The following is a 17,301-nucleotide window of genomic DNA, read 5'->3' on the forward strand; positions in this document are numbered from 1 at the left end:
CAGATAATCAGTCCATTAAAAGGGGCTGATTTATCAAAACGCACAATTGCTTATGCAGCAATGCCTGAATGTCTTAACAGGGCATCGATATTCGGCTCGCGTCCCATAAACTGTTTGAACAAGTCCATCGGCTCGGCTGAACCACCCATTTCGAGGATATTGTGCAGGAAACGACGACCCGTTTCAGGGTTGAAAATACCTTCCTCTTCGAAGCGGGAAAACGCATCCGCCGAGAGCACTTCAGCCCATTTATAGCTGTAATAACCTGCGGCATAACCGCCCGCAAAAATATGGGCAAACCCATGTTGGAAACGGTTAAAATCCGGCGGCGTTAATACGGCCACCTGACGACGCACTTCGTCTAAGGTTTCTTGAATGCGCGCACCTTTAGCTGGGTCGTATTCGTGGTGCATTCTAAAATCGAACAACGAGAACTCGAGTTGGCGTAGCATCATCATGCCAGACTGGAAGTTTTTCGCCGCCAGCATTTTATCCAACAAGGCTTTAGGTAATGGTTCGCCCGTTTCAAAGTGGCCAGAAATTTCGGCTAAGGCTTCTTCCTGCCAGCACCAATTTTCCATAAATTGACTTGGTAACTCGACCGCATCCCAAGGCACGCCATTGATGCCCGACACGCCTGCAACATCGATTTTGGTCAGCATGTGGTGGATACCATGGCCAAATTCGTGGAACAGGGTTGTCACTTCATCATGGGTAAACAGCGCAGGTTTGCCATCGACCGGACCATTAAAGTTACAGGTCAAATAAGCCACTGGCTTTTGTAATCCATTGGCGGTTTGACGGCGCACACGGCAGTCATCCATCCAAGCACCACCACGTTTACCTGTGCGGGCATATAAATCGAGGTAGAAACTACCTCTGTGTTCGTCAGTTTCGTCGAAAATATCGAAGAAACGCACGTCTTTATGCCATCGGTCAAAATCCTTTTGCTCAAGGATTTTAAGGCCGAACAAACGCGATACTGTGTAGAACAACCCCGAGAGCACTTTATCTTCGGGGAAATACGGACGCAGGATTTCCTGTGAAATCTCATACTTATGCTGCTGCAACTTCTCAGCATAGAAACTTAAGTCCCAAGAGGCCATTTCAGTCACGCCATATTCGGCCTCGGCAAACGCTCTCAGCTCAGCCAGTTCTGCCTTAGCTTGATCCTTTGAGCGCAGCGCTAACTCATTTAAAAATGCCATCACCTGCGCCGGTGTTTCAGCCATTTTCGTCGCCAGGGATTTGTCAGCAAAACTGTCAAAACCGAGTAACAATGCGAGTTCGTGGCGCAAAGCAAGAATTTCGTCCATCAGCGGGCTGTTATCAAACTCTCCGGCATTGGGACCTTGATCTGAAGCGCGAGTGACAAACGCACGGTAGCATTCTTCCCGAAGACTGCGGTTTTCGCTGTAGGTCATGACGGGTAGGTAAGATGGAAAATCTAAGGTAAATAACCAACCTTCTAGCTCACGCGACTGCGCCATCGCTTTAGCGGCGGCTTTGGCAGACTCAGGCAAACCAGCAAGCTCAGCTTCATCAGTGATCAACTTAGTCCAAGCTTGCGTCGCATCCAGTAATTGATTCGAAAAGCCACTGGTGAGTTCAGAAAGACGTTTTACAATCTCGCCATAACGCACTTTTTGCGCGTCATCTAAGCCAATACCCGATAGTTCAAAGTCGCGCAGGCTGTGCTCTATCACCATCTGCTGCGCTTGGCTCAATTGTGCAAATTCATTGGATGCTCGCAGCGCTTTATAGGCTTGATACAAACCTTGGTGTTGGCCAACGTAAGTACCGTATTCCGATAAAAGAGGTAAACAAGCATCATGGGCGGCACGCCACTCATCTGTGCTAGTCACTGAATTCATATGAGAAACGGGCGACCAAATTTGGCTTAGCTCATCGTCAACCTGTTCTAATGGCGCGACCAAGTTGTCCCACGTAAAAGAACCTTGGTTCTGCAGCACTTCATCAATCTTAGTGCGGCACTGAGCAATGGCATGCTCAACGGCGACTTGAATATGTTCCGGTTTAATCTGTGAAAAAAGCGGTAATTTTGCGCCGCTAAGCAAAGGGTTGCTCATATTGACTCCTCAACAATCTGTATCTGTTATAAATAAGGGCTAATGGCCTATTTATCAAGGCGAGAAAACCGATTGTCCCCTTCGAACGCCTTACTTAACCCTATTTCCCCTGAAAAAAAGTGAACTAGTTCGCATTTAGGATTTACGTTTTATTTACCTACACATTGTTGCAATCTCGATCGCAAATCGAATCAATTCGCATTAATGTTTGTATGTGGGCAAGGTATTATCTGCATAACTAACGTACCTCGACCAAAATCAGCAAAAATATGGCAACACACTCAGTGAAACTTATCGCCAGCGTCCTCTGCACATTAGGGATCAACTGCCTTAGTCACAACGCAGTTGCTAATGAGAGCCTAGAACAAGTCGATAGTATTTCAAACACCATATTACCCCGCCAGATAACAGAACCTTTGGCGGTGACGCTGGATTTAGGTTGGGACAGCAAATATGTCTCACAGGGTCGCAATAACTTGCAAAATGGGGGTATTTATTGGCTCAATGCTGCCGTTCAACACGGCAACTTAACCACTTATGCCTTAGTCGGACGCGGTGATAGCCAAGCCTATACAGAGTGGAATATCGGCCTTGAATATGGGTTCAACTTAGCCGAAAACCTAGAGGCTAATCTGGGATATCAGCGCATTGAAGGCTATAGCAATAGCCGCTGCCAAGATAACGAGCTATTTGCAGAACTCGCCTACAGCGCCACAGCTTGGTTGGTACCATCGATGAGTTATGTCTATTCCACAGAGGCGGCAGGCTACTTTGTTGAAGTGAGTTTGCACAGTTATTGGAATATCACAGACCAGTTCAGCCTCACGCCCTATATCACTCAAGGGTTTGATTTTAAATACCGCACAGAAGAACACGATGGCAGTAATAACCTGCAGTTTGGCCTCGAAGCGAATTATCAACTGACCCCAAGCATGAATATTAGCGGACACATTAGCCACAGCATTGCCCAGAGTGATATTGAGCAAGAAGCCTCAGCCAATGGCGATATGAGTTCACAGGATCAAACCTATGCAGGCATCCACTTTGCGATAACGTTTTAACGTCGTTTTAGCTCTGTGTTTCTAGCGCCGTATTGCAACCTCCCTCTGTCAATTTATCCCGCGACATTTGGCAAAAACAAAGCTCTCTAACTAAACTCAAAATGTCGACGGAGCGACTCACTATTCACATCGATTTTGCCGAGGAACAGGGAATGTTAACGTATCATTTCTATCTTATCCGAACCGCTATCATTATCTTGCCCCTGCTTTTTATCCAAGTGACAAGCTCGACTAATGCGCAACAGGTATCTGAGCCTGAACCGAGTCTAGAGTCCTTAGCGCAACCGACACAAACCGCGCCTTTGCCCCTAGGCACTTTGCTCGACAATGAAGGTAAGCCGATTAATGTGCCTAACCAAGTGCAAAGTGCATTCGAGTATTCGCCCCCCACTGTCACACCCGCAGAGCCATCCAAAACCACTAAATCAACTAAAGCCACTCAATCGAACAAAGCCGCTAAGAGTAAAAAACTCAGTCGCAAACAACAGCTAGCCAGTCGTGAACATGTCGCCAATGATCCTAATTGCCGTTGGCTCGATAAACGTATGGATCAGCTAGAGTCCCTACTCGGCGACAAGCAAGATAACGCTGCTAAACATCAAGCCGACGAACTCAGCGCCCGCCAAAAAGAGTGGCAGTGTTTGAAATGTGGTGCAGAAGGCCCAGCTCAAAACGATCACTCTAAGTGCCAATATCGCCGCGAAACAGCCACGCGATAACAACTGAGTGCAGCTTTAGTAATATTTTTTATTAAAAGCAATGCCTTATACGTTAGTGATGCAATAGGCTGGTCTGTTACCACAAAGCCCCCTACAATGACCTTCTGCTGTAAAGCATCTCATCCTTGAAGTAAGACGGAGAAACTCATGGCTCAACATTTTGACTATATCTGCCTAGGCGCAGGCAGCGGCGGTATCGCCTCAGCAAACCGAGCGGCAATGCGTGGTGCTAAGGTTCTACTCATCGAAGCCAAACACGTGGGTGGCACCTGTGTAAACGTAGGTTGTGTGCCCAAAAAAGTCATGTGGTATGGCGCCCATGTTGCCGAAGCGATGAACCTTTACGCCAAAGATTATGGTTTCGACGTCACTGTTAATAAATTCGATTGGAACACTTTGGTCGAAAACCGCGAAGCCTACATTGGTCGTATTCACGATGCCTATGGCCGTGGTTTTGCCAACAACAAAGTGACGCTGTTAAATGGCTACGGCCGTTTTGTGGATGGCAACACCATCGAAGTGGACGGCGAACATTACACCGCCGATCACATTCTTATCGCCACTGGCGGCGCACCGACGATTCCGAACATTCCTGGCGCGCAATACGGTATCGACTCCGATGGTTTCTTCGCCCTACGCGAGCAACCTAAGCGTGTTGCCGTTGTTGGCGCGGGTTATATCGCCGTAGAAGTCGCTGGCGTGTTACACGCTCTGGGCAGTGAAACTCACTTATTAGTGCGTAAACATGCGCCGCTGCGTAACTTTGACCCTATATTAGTCGATGCTCTCGTCGATGCGATGGCAACCGAAGGCCCGACATTACACACCCATAGCGTGCCAAAAGCCGTGGTTAAAAATGCCGATGACAGCCTGACATTAAACTTAGAAAACGGTGAAAGCATTACAGTCGATTGCCTAATTTGGGCAATTGGCCGCTCACCTGCAACAGGCAATATCGGCCTAGAAAATACCGAAGTGCAATTAGATAGCAAAGGCTATGTCATCACTGATGAGCAGCAAAATACAACTCACAAAGGGATTTACTGTGTCGGCGACATTATGGCGGGCGGCGTAGAGCTCACCCCTGTTGCGGTTAAAGCGGGCCGTTTGTTATCTGAGCGTTTATTTAACGGTATGACAGATGCCAAAATGGATTACAACCTGATCCCAACCGTTGTGTTCAGCCATCCACCTATCGGCACTATGGGCTTGACCGAACCTGAGGCCCGTACTCAATACGGCGACGATAACGTCAAAGTGTATACGTCGACGTTTACCTCCATGTACACCGCCGTTACGGCCCATCGCCAAGCCTGTAAGATGAAGTTAGTCTGCGCTGGCAAGGACGAAAAAGTCGTTGGTATTCATGGTATTGGTTTTGGTATGGACGAAATCCTTCAGGGTTTCGGCGTCGCCATGAAAATGGGCGCGACTAAGGCCGATTTCGATGCGGTCGTTGCTATCCACCCCACGGGCGCGGAAGAGTTTGTTACCATGAGGTAGAAGCGATTTTCGCTTTGATTTCATCATATTTAGGGCCAGCTTATGCTGGCCCTAATTGATCACAGATAGCATAAAACCATTAACTCTCACGCGACTTTCCTATAATCTCGACTGAGTACTTTGCATTTTAAACACTTAGCGCTGTTATCGCTGCGCCACTGTTATCGGGATGAATAGCGTAATGCTTAAAGAACTCGCGTTCGATGGTTTGTTATTTAGTCCATTAATTATATTTATCCCCTTCGCTTTTCTGCTTTCCTGCATCACTCGCGGGGTACTCTATCAAACTGGGCTCTATCACAAGCTGTGGCGCGCAGCTTGGTTCGAAGTTGGGCTGTTTATCTGCTATCTGGCGTTGGTCATTTACTTGCTTGGGAGTTGATTGTTCATGGGAAAAATCTTTCGTATCAGCCTCACCCTTATTGTGGTCGCGATTGCAGGTATCGCCGGACATTGGATATGGTCGCACTACCTTTATTCTCCTTGGACCCGCGACGGCCGAGTTCGCGCCGAAATCATTACCATAGCGCCAGATGTATCCGGTTGGGTAAACCAACTGAATGTAAAAGACAATCAAGTCGTTAATAAAGGTGATGTATTGTTCACAGTGGACGATACCCGCTACAAGGCCACAATTGCCGAATTAAATGCCAAAGCGGAAAGCCAAAAATTGACATGGGAACTGGCAAAACATAAATACAAACGCCGTATCGATTTGACCAACGCCAACTTAGTCAGCAAAGAAACCTTCGACGAAGCCTTTATCAATACCGAACTGGCAAGAACCAGTTATGAACTCGCACAGGCACAATTGAATACCGCCAAAATTGACTTAGCGCGGACGCAAATTCACGCTCCCGAAAATGGCACCCTGATCAATTTAAGCCTGCGTAATGGCAACTATGTCAGCAAAGGCAACTCAGTATTTTCGCTCGTCAAACAAGACTCTCTCTATATCACAGGCTATTTTGAAGAAACCAAAATCCCCTTGGTTCACATAGGTCAAAACGCCGATGTCAGCCTAATGAGTGGTGGCCATGTCTTGCACGGCAAAGTGGTCAGCATAGGTAAGGCGATTGCCAATACCAATGTCACCGCTAATGGGCAGTTATTACCGCAAATTGGCCAAACCTTTAATTGGGTGAGGTTGTCGCAGCGTATTCCGGTCGATATCCAGCTAGATAGCATTCCTAAGGACATAGAACTGAGCGTCGGCATGACAGTTTCCATCAAGCTACAGACTGACAAATAGTCATTATGACGCTATTACTTAAGAGTTTATTTTTTCCCGACCGACGAACCCTCATCTTCGCGATTAAAGGCGTGATCTCGATGGCGCTCGCCTTATATGTGGCCATGTTTTTAAATTTAGAACGGCCATATTGGGCGCTGGTGTCAGCGGTATTTTTGCAAATTCGCCCCGAAAGTGGCCTCGTGATCGAAAAGGGCTTATGCCAAATTGGCGGCACCTTAGTCGGCGCACTTGCAGGGATTGCCATACTCAACGGGTTTACACCCTATCCCGAACTCGCCTTAGGATTACTCGCCTGCTGGATAGGGTTAAATTCTGGGTTGTCGGCCATGGTGCGCCAGCAAAACTTTGTCTATGCCTTTGCTATGGCGGGCATGACAGCCTGCTTGATAGTGCTCATTGTGATGGCGAGCCCAGGCACAGCCGATAGTGCAAAAATATTCGATGTGGCGCAGGCGAGGATCAGCGAAATTATCGTCGGCGCAATTTGTGCCGTCTTGGTCAGTTCGCTACTTTGGCCGACTAAGGTAAAACATGGCCTGCAACTGCATGCTAAAAACACAATTAATCAAACGCTTAACTATCTTGCATTAGAACTCGATTTACAGGGCGTACATGCGAGCCGCCATGAACATATCGACACTATTATGGAATCAGTATCGGCGCTGAGTGACGACTCCAGCGCGGTGATTTATGAAGGTCCAGAAGGACGCGGACAAAGCCATGCGGCAAACTTTCTCTGCAATAAAACCCTTTCGCTGTTGGCGGCAATCCAAATATTTGGCCGACTACAACGTAATCACTCCCATCTGGTCAGCGAACCGCTCGCAAAAACCTTAGCCAATATGCGCAGCAGTTTTACCCTGATGGCGCAATCCACTGATGACCAAGAATGCTACAAAATGGCGCGTACTTTAAGGTATCAACTCCAACAAAACCTGATGCAATACCGCGACCGAACCCCATTAGAGACTCGCTTACTCAAAGTTGCGATGGAGTTCAGCGCCGATCTGATCATGGTGCTCAAGAGTTATAACGTACTGACAAGCAATTCTGCGGTACAACTCAACGCGCCGCCAATGGAATTTCACCGAGATCCACTGATAGGGTTTACGACCGGTCTACGCAGCATGGCGGTATTTGTCATTGGGGCTTCGCTGTGGATCGGCACAGGATCGAGCGCGGTACTCATGATGATCCTGATGCCAGTGGTTTTTTCCATCATGATGGCGCGCCAGCCACTGCCGATGCTAACCACGATTTTGCGCCGTATTCTTGTCGGTATCACTATCGCTGTACCCCTCACAGTGTTTTACGCTTTACCTTTGCTGGCAGAGAGTAGCGGCGATTTCGAAATCCTCATTTTAGTGCTCGCAGGCCCCTTTTTTATTGGGCTACTCGCTTTAGCGAATCGACCGACTTTACCCTATGGTCTCGGGATTTGCGTGCCGTTTGCGGTATTAGTACAGCCCAGTAATACCATTTCATTTGCGATAGAAAACACTGTCAGCAATGCCTTAGCGATTTTTGTTGGCGTCACTGTGCTGTATTGGTTGTTTAAATTGATCACCGAACCTAGCCAGCGGTTGATGCAATATCGTCTGCTGCAATCTATCCAAAAAGATCTAGTGCATATCGCGCAACATGATGATCCTGAGCCTTGGTTTAACGCCCGCATGGGCGATCGACTGCTGCGGATCGCCAGTTACGAAAAAGGCTCGGGCAAAAGTTCGAGGATATTTACCGATCTGGTGTTCACTGCACTTAATCTAGGCCATGTGTCGATTCGAATGCGGCGCATGTTGCAGGGGATTTCAGATACGCACTCAGACTTAGGCTTAGAAAATGCACTCAACCTCTGGCAACACAATTTAGGTCAGGCATTTATCGCCTGCGCCCACGGCCAAGTCGCAGAAGAGTTTAACACCAGCAGCGAAGCCTTATTACAAGCGCTGGCGCAATGCCCGTTACCCCACGAACAATTCACTCTGATTACTGGGATGTTTGAACGCATCACCTTAACCTTCGAACGTACCGCCCACAGTATCGCCGAGCAGAAAAACACCTCTGAAAAATAGTCAGTTCTCAAACTATTTTCCGCCCCAAAAGCCACTCTCGTACCGCCGCCACAACCATTTAAATCCAATAGAAGCTTGATATTTGGCCGATAAAATGCCTTAATATAATTAGATCACTAACTATATTGGTGATATAAATTCAATTATCAACCAAGGAGCAATTATGTCTACGGAGAACCCACCAGAGGAAAATCTCATCTCGCAAGTAGCAAGCTTTACCCGATTACACGCTAAGGAATCAATGCAGTTTATGTGTTTACTTGCAATATTAAGCACCTATCTCTTTGTCATTTTGAAACCGAGTATTATTCAAAATAACAAAGCGTTAGGAGAAAAATAACCAATGAATTACCTGGCTTACGTTTCCTTAGCGATTTACTTTATCGCCATGCTTGCTATTGGCTTATTCGCCTATAAAAAATCCACCAGCGATGTATCCGGCTATATTCTTGGCGGCCGCAAGGTGAGCCCACAGGTCACCGCACTCTCAGCGGGTGCATCTGACATGAGTGGCTGGATGCTAATGGGTCTTCCCGGCGCAATGTTTTTGGTTGGTTTCGAAACCATTTACATCGCACTTGGACTATTGATTGGTGCTCTAATTAATTACTTGGTCGTTGCACCCAAATTAAGGGTCTATACCGAAGTCGCGGATAACGCCCTTACTATCCCGGAGTTTTTTGCTAAACGCTTCGGCAATGCCAACAGCAGTATCCGAATTATCTCGGCCGTGATCATTGTGATCTTCTTTACCTTGTATACCTCAGCGGGTTTAGTGGCTGGCGGTAAGTTATTTGAGTCAGCATTTGGCCTGAACTACGACATAGGTTTAGTCGTCACCCTCGGCGTAGTGGTTTCTTATACCTTGTTGGGCGGATTCTTAGCAGTGAGCCTCACTGACTTTGTCCAAGGCTGTATCATGTTTGTCGCTTTAATCTTAGTGCCTGTGGTGGCATATCAAGAGTTTACCAGCGCTGACACTATGCTGAACTTTGCGTATCAATCGATTCCACACTTCACCGATGCCATGCAAAACGTCACTATGTTAGGGCTTATCTCAAGCTTATCTTGGGGACTCGGTTACTTTGGCCAACCGCATATTATTGTGCGCTTTATGGCAATTCGTTCAGTCGCTGACATTAAAACCGCCAGACACATAGGTATGGGCTGGATGACAGTGACCATTGTGGGTGCACTGGCAACAGGTCTTGTCGGTATCGCTTACGCCAATAAATTTGGCATGAAGCTGACCGATCCTGAAACCATCTTTATTGTGTTTTCTGAGTTGTTGTTCCATCCGATCATTAGTGGTTTCTTATTAGCCGCAATTCTGGCCGCGATCATGAGCACCATTTCATCGCAACTATTAGTGTCATCAAGCTCGCTAACGGAAGATATTTATCGCGTGATCTCGAAGAAAGAATCTAGCGAAAAAGACATGGTAAAAATGGGACGTTTTGGCGTAGCTGGCGTGGCAATTGTCGCAAGTCTACTGGCGCTTGACCGCTCTAGCAGTGTGCTATCACTGGTGAGTAATGCATGGGCAGGATTCGGTGCAGCCTTCGGTCCGTTAGTCTTGTTTAGCTTGTATAAAGCTAACCTAACCCACAAAGCCGCGATTGCCGGCATAGTGTCAGGCGCAGCTACAGTGTTGTTTTGGATTTATGCACCTGTACTTGCTGACGGTAAAGCTTTAACCACAGTGGTGTATGAGATGATCCCCGGCTTTGCCGTGAGCAGTGTGGTGATTTGGATAGTCTCGTTACTCGATACTGATCCCTGTGCCAAAACCACTAAATTATTCCATAAGGCTGGCCGTGTTTTAGCCGAAGACAGATGAGGCGCGCAGGTATGACTGACTTACCCTGGAAACGCATTGTCGTTAAGGTAGGTAGTGCCCTGATTGCTCCACACAAACAAGGTTGCAGCAGCCACTACTTACTCGGCATTGCCCAATTTATTACTTATTGTCGTGCCCAAGGGATCCAAGTTGTCTTGGTCTCTTCGGGCTCAGTCGCTGCAGGATGGCATCACTTTGGCGAGGTTGATAAACCGAGCGTCACAGTGAAGAAAGCCATGGCTGCAGCGGGCCAGGCCGATATGATGGCCACATGGAACAAGTTATTTGATTTCCCAACCGCACAGCTACTGTTAACCCACGGTGATTTACGCAATCGAGATCGTTACATCAGTATTAAAGACACAATTTTCAGCCTACTCGAACATGGGCTATTGCCTATCATCAACGAGAACGATGCCGTCACCGCCGACAAGCTCAAAGTTGGCGATAACGATAATCTTTCGGCCATGGTCGCCGCGGCGGCCGATGCCGATACGCTGATTATCTGTTCGGATGTGAATGGGCTTTACACACAAAACCCCCATGAATATCCCGATGCACAGCTTATCAAGCAGGTTACCGAGATTAATGCCGAGATCTACGCCATGGCGGGCGGCGCTAGCAGTGCCGTCGGTACGGGGGGAATGCGGACTAAGATACAAGCCGCCAAGAAGGCGATTTCCCACGGGATCGAAACCTTTATTATTAATGGTTTTGATGCCGACTCATTCAACCAATTGTTGAAGGGCCAAAACCCAGGAACCTTATTTACCCCCGATGAGAAGCCAATGCAGGATCACTTGCACTGGATGACACATACCTCGCAGGCTCAAGGCGAAGTCATTGTTGAAAATGACTTTAATATCGCCCTTGATATCCATAGCGAGCAATTGACCAGTGACGATGTCGTTGCCATCAATGGGGACTTTTCTGTCGGTGACACCATTTTAGTACGCAAAGACGATGGCACTAAATTGGCAAAGGCCAAATCCAATTACAGCAGTTGTTTGCTTAGCTTTATTACGGACCAAGACGATCGCGAGTTTGCCAGTGAATTTCAGCAAAAGACTGGACCGATTATTTCCGAGAAAAACATCGCCATTCTCGAATAAGCATCAGCCGAATAAAACTAAGCGAGTAAACATCTAAGCGGAGTAAATATGACTTTAATCAAAAATTTATCTCAAGAAGCTGCCAAAGCGGCTCTGATCCTCGCCCAAGTTGACGAACAGCTTAAAAATACTGTACTCCTCGATATGGCACGCTCATTACGTGAAAAGTCCTATGAAATCCAAAGCGCAAATTTAATCGACTTACACAGAGCGACCGCCGATAACGTCGGCCCTGCCATGCTCGACCGATTAACGCTAACGCCAGAGCGTATCGAAGCTATGGCGGTAGGCATTGAAACCATCGCCGCCTTACCCGATCCCATTGGCAACGAACGTTATATAGGTCAACGACCTAATGGTTTATCCATCAGTAAGATGCGCGTTCCATTGGGCGTGGTTTGTATGATTTATGAAGCGCGCCCCAATGTCACCGCCGATGCGGGTGCCCTGTGCTTTAAATCCGGCAATGCCGTGATTTTGCGCGGCGGTAAAGAGGCGCTACACAGCAGTAAAATTATCGCCACTATTTTGCAAAGCGTATTGAAACAATACGGCTTGCCCGAGGCGTTAATCACTGTGGTGCCCGACCCAGATCGCGCCCTCATGCTAGAACTGCTGCAGCAACGAGATTATATCGATGTGATCATTCCCCGCGGCGGCGAAGGCTTGATTAACTTTGTGACTGACAACAGTAAAATCCCAGTGATCCAGCATTTTAAAGGCGTGTGTCATTTATACGTCGATAAAGATGCCGATCTGGATATTGCTATGGACTTACTGCTCAACGGTAAAACCCAGCGCACTGGCGTATGTAATGCCCTCGAAGCCCTATTAGTACACCAAGAAATTGCCTCGCAATTCCTGCCTAAGGTAGCCAAAGCGCTGGCCGAGCATAAGGTTAAAATCAATGCTTGTACTCAAGCCGGTGGTTATTTTGAAAACTGTACTTACATGGAAGAAGACGATTTCGGCCAAGAGTATTTAAATCTCGAAATTGCCATTCGCCAAGTCGATCACTTTGACCATGCTATCCAACATATTGCTCGTTTTGGTAGCCAGCACACCGAAGTGATTTGCACCGAAAACGAAGTCACAGCCGCACACTTCCAACGTGCGGTCGATGCTTCTGTGGTAATGGTCAATGCCTCTTCGCGCTTCTCCGACGGCAGCGAACTCGGCCTTGGAGCAGAAATCGGCATCGCGACCTCTAAGCTACATGCCTATGGCCCAATGGGACTCGAATCCTTGACCGCTGAGAAGTATTTAGTCTCAGGCACAGGCCAAGTGCGGGCGTAAACCTAAGCTGTAAATCACACTTTTAGGCTTAACAAGTCCGTTGGATTTCGATTCAATTGTAAAGATTAAAGGCCACAGTCGGTAACGACTGTGGCCTTTTTGTTGGCTAAATTGACCCTATCCACAACAGCCTGAGTTCCAAGTCGATGCCCTGAAACCGAGTTATAGTAAGGCATGCGCTAAAAGTGCAGATCCCACTGCGACGGCTTATCACAGCTCGCTGACAAGCTATTCGCCAATAAGTTACAACCCAGCTTAAACAATTTACACATTGAGCATATTGCATTTATTTTCAACAAACCTATCATGCGATCGATTCTCATTTGCACCTAAACGCTTTATTTGCACTCAGGATCACCAATCATCATTTAATCTGAAATCGCCTGAAAGGATTGAAATACCATGCCTCCCCTATCTGTTTTAACGTCTTGGCGCTCGCCATTGATCCCTGTACTTCTCAGCACACTTACTCTGACGGTTCAAGCCAATACTGACCCTAAGCAAGATGAGAAAAAAGATACAGAACAGATAGAAAGATTGAACGTGGTAGGAACATACACCCGCGCGGCAATGAATAGCGCCACGGGTTTGTCTATGTCACTCAAAGAAACCCCACAAAGCGTCACTTTGATTACCGAAGAAATGATCAGTGACAAAGGTTTGGTCACTATGGAGTCAGTGTTAAATCACACTCCTGGCGTCACTATGGTGGGCGATGCCTCTGAAAATAGTCAGATTTTCGTGCGCGGTTATGCACTCGACAGCGGTGTCCAAATTGACGGCTTAATCACGACCTCTTCATCCCATGTTTACAGCGGCTCAATTGATCAAGGTTTAGACCCCGTGATTGCCGAACGGGTTGAAGTATTAAAAGGGGCGGCAGGGATTTTAAGCGGTTTAGGTGAACCTTCTGCCACGGTTAATTTTATTCGTAAACGTCCAACGGATGACACCCGCGCCACGGCAAGTGCGAGTTATGGCTCATGGAATACCTATAGACTTGAGGCCGATGTTTCTGGCTGGCTCACGGATTCAGGCAATGTGAAAGGTCGATTCGTCAGTGCGGTGAAGAAAGGCGATTCTTTTATCGACCGCTATCAGCGCGATACCACAGTGCTTTATGGCGTGGTTGAAACGAGTCTAGGCGTAGATACTAGCCTCTCACTGTTTGCGGACTATCAAAAATCGCAAACCGATGGCGTGTATAACTGGAACTCTAATCCCGCATTTTATACCGATGGCACAGCTGTCGATTTCGGCCGCAGTTATTCCAGCTCACAGGACTGGACCCATTGGGACGTGACCCAAAAAAGTCTCATGGCCGAGTTTAAACATAGATTCGATAACGACTGGTCACTTGTCAGTGCCTATCGTATTGCTAACGCCACCATAGACGCATTGGCCTTTTACCCAGGCGATTATATCGTCAAATCAACCGGCGAATTTGTTGGCCCTTGGGGCGATACTTATGCCGCCCAACATGATCGTGAATCCGATACCAACAGTTTCAACCTGTATGCAACGGGTAACTTCGACTTACTCGGCCGTGAACATAGTGCGGTGATCGGTTTTAACTATGGTGACAACGAGTTTGACAACATCAACACGAACTCCGCCCCCCAACGTCGCTATAACGTGGCGGATCAAGGCAATTACCCCAAGCCTAATATTCCTAATTCCCCCACCAATGGCCAAACCAATGAGCAAAGCCAATCGGGTGTTTACGGCACTGTCCGTGTCAATCTGTTGGATTCACTGAAATTAATGGTCGGTGGACGCGTAAGTAACTGGTCCTACGAAAAGCATGATCTCGTGGGTAACAGCACAGATGCAACCATGGAAAAAACCGGTATTTTCATCCCCTACTACGGCCTAGTCTACGATGTGACCGAGCAGATCGCTGTCTACGCTAGCCGTACTGAAATCTTCAAACCTGGCACCTATTTTGGTGAAGATGGCCAACTGCTCGAACCTGCAGAAGGCACAAACGTCGAAGGCGGCGTCAAGGTCGCGCTGTTCGATGACACGCTAAACATGTCAGCCGCCATCTACGAAACCAATAAAGACAACGAACCCGAGTATGCAGGTAAAGGTCAGCTACCTTCCGGTGACTCTATCTACGAAAGTGTGGATGGGATTACCACCAAAGGCTATGAGTTAGAAATAGCCGGACGTCTTACCGACTTATGGGATATCAGCGGTGGTTATACCCACAACAATGCAGAAGATAAAGATGGCCTACGTCGTCAAACTTATCTGCCCGAAGATATCTTCAAACTCACCACTAAATATAACTTTGAAGACATTCTGCCGGGCATTACTGCAGGTGCAAGCTGGCGCTGGCAGAGCAGCACCTTCTATCAAGGCACTATTTGGGGTGTCGATGGCGCGCCGAATGTGGCTTACCGCCAAACACAATCCGCCTACTCACTCGTTGACTTAATGTTTGGCTACCAAATCACACCTTCTATTTCTATGCAATTGAACATTAACAATATTTTCGACAAGAACTACAACCGTTCACTCTGGGGTTACGCCGACTTTGGCGAGCCACGTAATGCCACACTGTCACTACGTTGGACGCTCTAAAACATAGCCCTAACCCGAAATAACATTAAGGATGATCTGATGAAACAAGCACTTGTAATACTCACTTTACTCGGCGGTATCGCTTTTTCGGCTCAAGCACATGAAGTATGGCTTGAGCGTAATAACGATGGTTCGGTTAAAGTGCAATTTGGCGAACCGGGTTCAGAGCAAGCTTCGGCAGAAGAGTTAGCATCGTTAAGCGCGGCGCGTATTTTCGCCGCCAATGCCAAGACACCGTTAACCGCCACAACGCAGGCCGATCATTTACTGGTCAAAACCCAAGATAGCAAGAGTGACATCAGTTTCTATGCCGATACCGCGTGGCAACCATGGAAAACTGAGACCGGATTGCAGGCCGCAATACTCTATGCCCGCACGGGACAAGAACACACAAAACCGCTGCAAGATTTTGAATTTACGCCAGTAAAGTCAGGCGCTCCCGAGTTTGTACTTAGCTATAAAGGCGCACCACTGGTGAATCATCCAGTACAAGTTTATCGCCCCGGTTTTTGGAGTAAATCTTTCACCACCGATGCCCAAGGTAAATTCGCCCTCGATACCCCAGATGCGGGCCGCTACTTACTCGTCAGTAATCACACCACAGAAGGTAAACAAACACTCGCAGGCAACGAGGTTGATAGCGTTTTACACATCACCACCACGAGTTTTATCACTCAGTAATAATCTTATAATGAGATGGAGTTAACGTGCGTTATTTAATGATAGGTTTATACATGCTGTGTTCTGCAGTCCACGCAAGCACAGCACCTGTAAGAGTCGCCTTGCCCCAAACAGGCAGTACCAATGAACTTTTGCCACTCAGTGGCTCCATTAAATCCGCACGGGTAGCCCGCTTATCTGCACGTACCGATGGCCTAGTCGCCAAAGTGCTGGTCGATGCGGGCTCTAACGTTACCGCTGGCCAGCCTTTGCTCGCACTCGATGACACCTTAGCCATACACCAATTAGCACAGCGTCAGGCCGATGTAATGGCCGCTAAGACCATGCTGGCAGAAAAGCAGCGACTCCTCACCGAAGCGCAAACACTCAGTTCTCAGCAATTATTTCCCGAAACTGAGCGCGCGATTCGTCAAGCGGCGTTAACCGAAGCCGAAGCTAATCTGCAGAGTTTAACGGCGGCATTAGCACACCAAAAAGAGGTGGTCGCCCGCCACCAACTGATCGCGCCGTTTGCGGGAGTGATTTCAAGCAAACAAACTGAAACCGGTGAATGGGTCAATGTCGGCACTGAAATCTTCACCTTAGTATCCCAAGAACAGCTCTGGCTCGATATTCAAGTCCCACAGGAAATGTTCCAAAACATAGCCACTGCAACTCAAGTCGATATTGCCGCAGATATGCTGCCTGAACAGCAGTTTATCGGCCATGTGAATGCACTCGTCCCCGTGAGCGACCACAATGCTCGCAGCTTCTTGGTGCGCTTAACCATTCCTGATGCGAGTGGACTTTTGATGCCCGGCACATCGGCCACTGCGACCTTCCACTTACAGCGGGCGCAACACAGTGTTGTCGTGCCGCAAGATGCGCTAGTCCGTCACCCGGACGGCCAGTTCAGTGTTTTTACCGTGCAAAACAACATAGCCCAACGGCATACCGTTCAAGTGGGCCATACGAGTGCCATCGGGATTGAAATCCTTAGCCCATTACCTAAAGACGCGCCCGTAGTGATCCGCGGTAACGAAAGCCTACAAGACCAACAGCCAGTCTCTGTACTCAACTCTGCAGTAGGAGGTTAGTGAG

14 protein-coding genes are annotated in these 17,301 nt (G+C 47.8%); 13 read left to right on the forward strand and 1 reads right to left on the reverse strand.

From position 1 onward, the window contains the following. Positions 1-50: 50 nt before the first annotated feature. Positions 51-2,090 carry an oligopeptidase A gene (gene prlC, locus L5L94_RS08650; protein ID WP_263162556.1) on the reverse strand — a complete coding sequence of 680 codons (2,040 nt, stop codon included), beginning with the start codon at positions 2,088-2,090 and terminating at the stop codon, positions 51-53. Between the two features lie 269 nt (positions 2,091-2,359). Here prlC and L5L94_RS08655 point away from each other — a divergent pair, with 269 nt between their 5' ends. The 13 genes from L5L94_RS08655 to L5L94_RS08715 all read left to right on the forward strand — a co-directional run bounded on the left by L5L94_RS08655 (position 2,360) and on the right by L5L94_RS08715 (position 17,297). Continuing rightward, the gene (locus L5L94_RS08655) at positions 2,360-3,151 is read left to right on the forward strand and encodes a hypothetical protein (RefSeq protein WP_263162558.1); all 792 of its coding nucleotides are present in this window, start codon (positions 2,360-2,362) and stop codon (positions 3,149-3,151) included. 152 nt (positions 3,152-3,303) lie between these two features. Continuing rightward, a complete protein-coding gene (locus tag L5L94_RS08660) occupies positions 3,304-3,870 on the forward strand; it encodes a hypothetical protein (protein ID WP_263162561.1) in 567 nt (188 codons plus the stop codon). A gap of 147 nt (positions 3,871-4,017) precedes the next feature. Then, on the forward strand, positions 4,018-5,373 hold the full coding sequence (gorA, locus tag L5L94_RS08665; protein ID WP_113940197.1) for a glutathione-disulfide reductase: 1,356 nt from the start codon (positions 4,018-4,020) through the stop codon (positions 5,371-5,373). Positions 5,374-5,554: 181 nt separating this feature from the next. Beyond that, complete coding sequence (locus L5L94_RS08670) at positions 5,555-5,755, forward strand: DUF1656 domain-containing protein (RefSeq protein WP_263162563.1); 201 nt, start codon at positions 5,555-5,557, stop codon at positions 5,753-5,755. Positions 5,756-5,761: 6 nt separating this feature from the next. Continuing rightward, positions 5,762-6,625 carry an HlyD family secretion protein gene (locus L5L94_RS08675; RefSeq protein WP_263162565.1) on the forward strand — a complete coding sequence of 288 codons (864 nt, stop codon included), beginning with the start codon at positions 5,762-5,764 and terminating at the stop codon, positions 6,623-6,625. Positions 6,626-6,630: 5 nt separating this feature from the next. After that, positions 6,631-8,703, forward strand: coding sequence for an FUSC family protein (locus L5L94_RS08680; RefSeq protein WP_263162566.1), 2,073 nt, complete (start codon positions 6,631-6,633; stop codon positions 8,701-8,703). A gap of 163 nt (positions 8,704-8,866) precedes the next feature. Next, a complete protein-coding gene (locus L5L94_RS08685; RefSeq protein WP_006079436.1) occupies positions 8,867-9,043 on the forward strand; it encodes a hypothetical protein in 177 nt (58 codons plus the stop codon). Positions 9,044-9,046: 3 nt separating this feature from the next. Then, positions 9,047-10,543 (forward strand): sodium/proline symporter PutP, encoded by a 1,497-nt coding sequence (gene putP, locus L5L94_RS08690; protein WP_168826179.1) that lies wholly within the window; start codon positions 9,047-9,049, stop codon positions 10,541-10,543. An 11-nt stretch (positions 10,544-10,554) separates the two neighbouring features. Beyond that, positions 10,555-11,655, forward strand: a complete 1,101-nt coding sequence (proB, locus tag L5L94_RS08695; RefSeq protein ID WP_105250714.1) for a glutamate 5-kinase — start codon at positions 10,555-10,557, stop codon at positions 11,653-11,655. Positions 11,656-11,703: 48 nt separating this feature from the next. Further along, complete coding sequence (locus L5L94_RS08700; RefSeq protein ID WP_263162568.1) at positions 11,704-12,951, forward strand: glutamate-5-semialdehyde dehydrogenase; 1,248 nt, start codon at positions 11,704-11,706, stop codon at positions 12,949-12,951. Positions 12,952-13,353: 402 nt separating this feature from the next. Beyond that, positions 13,354-15,540 (forward strand): TonB-dependent siderophore receptor, encoded by a 2,187-nt coding sequence (locus tag L5L94_RS08705; protein ID WP_263162571.1) that lies wholly within the window; start codon positions 13,354-13,356, stop codon positions 15,538-15,540. A 39-nt stretch (positions 15,541-15,579) separates the two neighbouring features. After that, complete coding sequence (locus L5L94_RS08710; protein ID WP_263162574.1) at positions 15,580-16,221, forward strand: DUF4198 domain-containing protein; 642 nt, start codon at positions 15,580-15,582, stop codon at positions 16,219-16,221. A gap of 26 nt (positions 16,222-16,247) precedes the next feature. Next, positions 16,248-17,297: an efflux RND transporter periplasmic adaptor subunit gene (locus L5L94_RS08715; protein ID WP_263162575.1), complete on the forward strand. Its 1,050-nt coding sequence runs from the start codon at positions 16,248-16,250 to the stop codon at positions 17,295-17,297. Positions 17,298-17,301: the final 4 nt, after the last annotated feature.

Origin of the sequence: Shewanella sp. SM21, assembly GCF_025654335.1 — a bacterium.
Taxonomy (GTDB): domain Bacteria; phylum Pseudomonadota; class Gammaproteobacteria; order Enterobacterales; family Shewanellaceae; genus Shewanella; species Shewanella oncorhynchi.

Coding starts and splice junctions, on each gene's coding strand:
- prlC (WP_263162556.1), bottom strand. CDS start 2,090: ATGAGCAACCCTTTGCTTAGCGGCGCAAAATTACCGCTTTTTTCACAG.
- L5L94_RS08655 (WP_263162558.1), top strand. CDS start 2,360: ATGGCAACACACTCAGTGAAACTTATCGCCAGCGTCCTCTGCACATTA.
- L5L94_RS08660 (WP_263162561.1), top strand. CDS start 3,304: ATGTTAACGTATCATTTCTATCTTATCCGAACCGCTATCATTATCTTG.
- gorA (WP_113940197.1), top strand. CDS start 4,018: ATGGCTCAACATTTTGACTATATCTGCCTAGGCGCAGGCAGCGGCGGT.
- L5L94_RS08670 (WP_263162563.1), top strand. CDS start 5,555: ATGCTTAAAGAACTCGCGTTCGATGGTTTGTTATTTAGTCCATTAATT.
- L5L94_RS08675 (WP_263162565.1), top strand. CDS start 5,762: ATGGGAAAAATCTTTCGTATCAGCCTCACCCTTATTGTGGTCGCGATT.
- L5L94_RS08680 (WP_263162566.1), top strand. CDS start 6,631: ATGACGCTATTACTTAAGAGTTTATTTTTTCCCGACCGACGAACCCTC.
- L5L94_RS08685 (WP_006079436.1), top strand. CDS start 8,867: ATGTCTACGGAGAACCCACCAGAGGAAAATCTCATCTCGCAAGTAGCA.
- putP (WP_168826179.1), top strand. CDS start 9,047: ATGAATTACCTGGCTTACGTTTCCTTAGCGATTTACTTTATCGCCATG.
- proB (WP_105250714.1), top strand. CDS start 10,555: ATGACTGACTTACCCTGGAAACGCATTGTCGTTAAGGTAGGTAGTGCC.
- L5L94_RS08700 (WP_263162568.1), top strand. CDS start 11,704: ATGACTTTAATCAAAAATTTATCTCAAGAAGCTGCCAAAGCGGCTCTG.
- L5L94_RS08705 (WP_263162571.1), top strand. CDS start 13,354: ATGCCTCCCCTATCTGTTTTAACGTCTTGGCGCTCGCCATTGATCCCT.
- L5L94_RS08710 (WP_263162574.1), top strand. CDS start 15,580: ATGAAACAAGCACTTGTAATACTCACTTTACTCGGCGGTATCGCTTTT.